The sequence below is a fragment of the Aeromonas finlandensis genome (genome assembly GCF_000764645.1).
In the GTDB taxonomy this organism is placed as follows: domain Bacteria; phylum Pseudomonadota; class Gammaproteobacteria; order Enterobacterales; family Aeromonadaceae; genus Aeromonas; species Aeromonas finlandensis.
In genome coordinates this window covers 1-4636 of record NZ_JRGK01000086.1, presented here as the reverse complement: position 1 = coordinate 4636, position 4636 = coordinate 1, and the positions used below count along the sequence as shown (strand labels likewise).

Below are 4636 nucleotides of genomic sequence, written 5' to 3'. Positions count from 1 at the left end.
CGACGATATTGACCCACTCCAGCGTCTGTTGAACGCCAGCATCATCGGCGCCCCACCCCAGTTGCAGACCGAGACCAAACAGCCCCCCCAGCACCAAACCGGCGAGCACCTTGCGCGACAGCGGCACAGTCGCGGGCAGCCGGGTCAGGGCGAAACAGAGCAGACAGAAGAGCAATGAAGCAAACAAGGTAAACATAAATAAACACCTGTAGCGGCCATCAGGGCCGATTGTAGACAGAGAAAACAGCGGGTGCGAGCGGGGTCGCGGGGGAGAACGCCGGATTGCAGGCGTGAAAAAACAGCGGACGCCCGAGGGGGCGTCCGCTGGCAATCGGGGGAATTACTTCTTTACGGGGGCGTCGTACTGCTCGGGTTCGTCGCTATAGACGCAGACATTCCACTTGGCAGCCAAACCCTCTTCCGCCAGGCAGTAACGCTCGAAGAACGCGGTGATCTCGGCACGCTGGCAGTGGGCTTCGAAAGCCGCCATATCTTGCCAAATCTCGTTGAACACGATGGGGAAGTTCTCCCCCTCGGCAAACGGGCTAGCGATGTGGCGGGTCACCCGATATTGCAGGCAACCATCCTCACGCAGGGTATTGGGCTCGAGCGCCTGCAGCACCTGAAACAGGGCTTGCTCCTGACCGGGTTTGGGCAGGAATTGGGCAATGCAATAAACCTTCTTGGACATGGGGTCCTCCTGGTTGTGACGGGCTCAGGCTTGTTGCAGCGTGACGACCCGGTTGTCGATAAGGCGGGCCTTGCCCAGATAAGCGGCCATCAGGATCACCAGCTGCGCGCTCTCGTCAGTGGCGGATTCGAGGGTGGCGGCATCGACGATGTCGATGGCATCGGTGCGGAAACCGGCGTTGTCGAGACGCTGGCTGGCCTGCGCCACCAGCGAAGGCAGGTGGTGGTCACCCGCTTCAATCTGCTCGGCGATCCAGTTCATGGTGCGCGCCAGCTCAGGGGCCAGCGCCCGCTCGGCGGCAGTCAGGTAGCCGTTGCGCGAAGAGAGCGCCAGCCCGTCTTCGGCCCGCACGGTGGGCACGCCGACGATCTCGATGGGCATCGCCATGTCGGCCACCATCTTGCGAATAAGCGCCAGCTGCTGGTAATCCTTCTGGCCAAAGCAGGCCACATCGGGCTGCACCAGATTGAACAGCTTGGTGACCACGGTGCTGACACCGCGGAAGTGACCCGGGCGCAGCGCCCCTTCCAGCAGGCCGGAGAGGCCCGGCACCTCGACGAAGGTCTGGCTCACCAGCCCCTGCGGATACATGATCTCCGGGGTCGGGGTGAACACCATGTCGACGCCAGCCGCTTCCAGCGCAGCGCAATCCTGCTCCAGGGTGCGCGGATAGTTGGCGAGATCCTCGGCCTTGTCGAACTGCATCGGGTTGACGAAGATGCTGACCACCACCTTCTCGGCGTGGCTGTGCGCCTCTTTCACCAGCGTCAGGTGACCCTGATGCAGGTTGCCCATGGTGGGCACGAATGCGATGGCACGCCCTTCACGGCGCCAAAGAGTTATCTGCTCACGCAGAACGACGGGATTATTTACGACCAACATCAGCAGTTCACCTTCCGATAAATCAAAAAGAGAGACGGGTTGCATCCACCGGTAGCGCTCGGACGGAATGGGGTACGAGCATCGCTATCAGCAGTTCACCTTTAGATGAATCAATAAGATACGGATTAGCTATACGGATTAACTCTGCGAGGCTGACAAGCAGAGACGGGGGCCGCAGCCCCCATCGTGCAACCGTCAGGATCAGTTGAAGCAGTGCTCCGGGCCGGGGAAGCTCCCCTCGCTCACCTGCTGGACATAGAGGCGGATGGCGGCACGCACATCACCGGTCTCGGCCAGGAAGTTCTTGGTGAACTTGGGCACATAACCGGAGGTGACGCCAAAGGCATCATGCATCACCAGGATCTGACCGTCGGTCGCCGGGCCGGCACCGATGCCGATCACCGGGATGCGCAGCGCCTTGGTGATGCGCTCGGCCAGCGCAGTGGGCACGCACTCGAGCACCAGCAGCTGGATACCGGCCGCTTGCAGTTCGAGGGCCTGACGGTAGATCTCCTGGGCCTGAAACTCGTCGCGCCCCTGCACCTTGAAGCCGCCAAAGACATGGACGGATTGCGGGGTGAGGCCGAGGTGACCGCACACCGGCACCCCGTTGCGGGTGAGGTGGCGGATGGAGTCGCACAGCCAGTCGCCCCCTTCCATCTTCACCATGCGGGCACCGGCCGCCATCAGGCGGGCGGCGTTCTGGTAAGTCTGCTCCGGGGTGGCGTAGCTCATGAACGGCATGTCGGCGATGACCAGCGCCTTGCTGGCACCGCGCGCCACACAGCGGGTGTGATAGACCATCTCATCCATGTTGACCGCCAGGGTATCCTGACCCCCTTGCAGCACCATGCCCAGCGAATCGCCGATGAGCAGCACATGGGCCCCCTCGTCGTCGAACAGCTTGGCAAAAGTGGCATCATAGGCGGTGATGGCGGTGAACTTTTGACCCTCCTGCTTCATCTTCAGCAGGCTGGCGGTGGTGATCTTGCTCATAGAGGCTCCTGTACGTCTGCACGCGGGGCAATGATGGCCAAATCATTGTGCGGGCAGCGGGCAACCAGTCGGGCGAGCGGGGTGCCGCAGGGCAGCACCAGAGCAGGCGCAATCTCGGCAAGGGGCAGCAGCACGAACTCCCGCTCCTTCATGCCGTAGTGGGGCACGATCAGGCGCTCATGGTTGATCACCTGATCCCCATAGAGCAGCAGATCGAGATCCAGTGTTCTCGGTCCCCACCGCTCATCTTTGCGCACACGTCCCTGTTCCAGCTCGATTTTTTGTAATTGATCCAGCAGCGCAAGGGGCGCGAGCCGGGTGTTGAGCCGGGCCACGGCATTGACGTAGTCCGGTTGGTCAGCAGGGCCCATGGGGCGGCTGCTGTAAAACGACGAGGCCTCCACCAGCACAGATCCCGGCAACCGGCCTAAGGCGGCGACGGCGCGACGAGCCTGACCCAGCGGGTCAGACAGGTTGGAACCAATGGCGATGAAGACCTCGGTCATCACGTCTGTTATCACTCGGCCACTTTCGGTTTGCGGCGACGGGGGCGACGACGGTTGCGGCTGTTGCTGCTGCGCTTCTCGCCATCGTTGCTACGGACCTCACCGGCCGGGGCACGCTCACCGCTCGCCGGGCGACGGGTCGCTTCACGCTGCAGTTGCGGGCGCACATCCGGATTGGAGGCGACATAGCGCTCCCACCAGCTGGCCAGCTCGCCGAGACCCCGCTCGACCCGGTTGCGCAGCAACAGGAAGTCGAACGCCGCGCGGAACTTGGGATGCTCCATGGCGCGCTCGGGGTGACGACCCTGACGACGGGTCAGTCGCTGTTGCAGTGCCCAGATGTCGCGCACATCGGTGGTGAAACGGCGGGGAATGGCGATGATCCGCACCTGATTGTCCAGCACCTCGTTGATCGCCAACATGAAGGCGTCATACCAGGGCAGGCCGCTCTCGTTCTCCAGCACCCGACCACGGGCCTCGACAGCGCCCCACAGCAGGGTGGCGTAGAGGAAGGCGGGGGTGACGCGTTTATCTTCACGGACACGGGTGTCGGTATCGATCAGCGCCAGCTCGATCAGCTGCTCACAGGGCGAGTTGCCGTGCGGGGTAAACAGCGCCGCCACTTGCGGGAACAGCTGCTGGAACAGGCCATACTCGCGCATCAGCTTGTAGGTCGCCAGACCGTCGCCAGCCAGGAACAGCTTGAGGGTCTCCTCAAACAGACGAGCCGCCGGAATATCCTGCAGCAGCGGCGCCAGCTCCCTGATGGGGGCGGCGGTACGCGGGCTGATGGTCATGTCCAGCTTGGCGGCAAAGCGCACGGCGCGCAGCATCCGCACCGGATCTTCACGATAACGGGTCTCGGGATCACCGATCAGCTCAAGCTTGCGCTCGGCCAGATCTTCCAGACCCCCTTCGAAATCGTGCAGGGTGAAATCTTTGGCGCTGTAGTAGAGGGCGTTGACGGTAAAGTCGCGGCGCTCGGCATCCTCTTCGATGGTGCCGTAGACGTTGTCGCGCAGCAGCATGCCTTCATCAGACTGGGCCGACACATGTTTGCTGGTATTGACCTGATGGTGGTGACCCCGGAAGGTGGCCACTTCGATCACGTCACGACCAAAGACAATGTGGGCAAGGCGGAAACGACGGCCAATCAGGCGGCAGTTGCTGAACAGTGCCTTGATCTGCTCCGGCGTCGCATCGGTGGCGATGTCGAAATCCTTGGGCGTCTTCCCGAGCAGAATATCCCGGACCCCGCCGCCGACCAGGTAGGCTTCATAGCCCCCTTTGTTCAGGCGATAGAGCACCTTGAGTGCATTCTCGCTGATCTCTTTGCGCGAAATCGGGTGCTGGTCACGGCTTAAGGTACGACGTTGACCGGCGACACGGGCTGGAATGGGAGATTCCACCGGCTGCTCGCCGTCTTCCTTGCCGAGCACCTTGCGGCAAAAGTTTGCGATCTGGGAAAAAATGGTACACCTCTTCATGACTTCTAAATTGACGGGAGGCCAAAAAATAGCGGCCTATCATAGCTCACGCCTAACCAAATGAAAAACCGTGC

5 protein-coding genes and 1 pseudogene are annotated in these 4636 nt (G+C 61.9%); all 6 read right to left on the bottom strand.

Features of this window, described 5'->3' with window-relative positions:
- Window positions 1-196, bottom strand: a pseudogene (locus LD28_RS0109705) (L-cystine transporter); the annotation flags it as partial.
- 144 nt (window positions 197-340) lie between these two features.
- Window positions 341-691 (bottom strand): putative quinol monooxygenase, encoded by a 351-nt coding sequence (locus LD28_RS0109700; protein ID WP_033136773.1) that lies wholly within the window; start codon window positions 689-691, stop codon window positions 341-343.
- 24 nt (window positions 692-715) lie between these two features.
- The gene (gene panC, locus LD28_RS0109695) at window positions 716-1573 is read right to left on the bottom strand and encodes a pantoate--beta-alanine ligase (protein ID WP_033136772.1); all 858 of its coding nucleotides are present in this window, start codon (window positions 1571-1573) and stop codon (window positions 716-718) included.
- A 201-nt stretch (window positions 1574-1774) separates the two neighbouring features.
- Window positions 1775-2569, bottom strand: a complete 795-nt coding sequence (panB, locus tag LD28_RS0109690; protein WP_033136771.1) for a 3-methyl-2-oxobutanoate hydroxymethyltransferase — start codon at window positions 2567-2569, stop codon at window positions 1775-1777.
- Window positions 2566-3075 (bottom strand): 2-amino-4-hydroxy-6-hydroxymethyldihydropteridine diphosphokinase, encoded by a 510-nt coding sequence (gene folK / locus LD28_RS0109685; RefSeq protein ID WP_033136770.1) that lies wholly within the window; start codon window positions 3073-3075, stop codon window positions 2566-2568. Before folK ends, panB begins: the two co-directional genes overlap by 4 nt.
- An 11-nt stretch (window positions 3076-3086) precedes the next feature.
- Window positions 3087-4562: a polynucleotide adenylyltransferase PcnB gene (gene pcnB / locus LD28_RS0109680; RefSeq protein WP_033136769.1), complete on the bottom strand. Its 1476-nt coding sequence runs from the start codon at window positions 4560-4562 to the stop codon at window positions 3087-3089.
- Between the last annotated feature and the right edge of the window lie 74 nt (window positions 4563-4636).

What these genes read in the sequence shown, in the direction of transcription:
- LD28_RS0109700 (WP_033136773.1), bottom strand. Translation starts at nt 691, where the DNA reads ATGTCCAAGAAGGTTTATTGCATTGCCCAATTCCTGCCCAAACCCGGT.
- panC (WP_033136772.1), bottom strand. Translation starts at nt 1,573, where the DNA reads ATGTTGGTCGTAAATAATCCCGTCGTTCTGCGTGAGCAGATAACTCTT.
- pcnB (WP_033136769.1), bottom strand. Translation starts at nt 4,562, where the DNA reads ATGAAGAGGTGTACCATTTTTTCCCAGATCGCAAACTTTTGCCGCAAG.
- folK (WP_033136770.1), bottom strand. Translation starts at nt 3,075, where the DNA reads ATGACCGAGGTCTTCATCGCCATTGGTTCCAACCTGTCTGACCCGCTG.
- panB (WP_033136771.1), bottom strand. Translation starts at nt 2,569, where the DNA reads ATGAGCAAGATCACCACCGCCAGCCTGCTGAAGATGAAGCAGGAGGGT.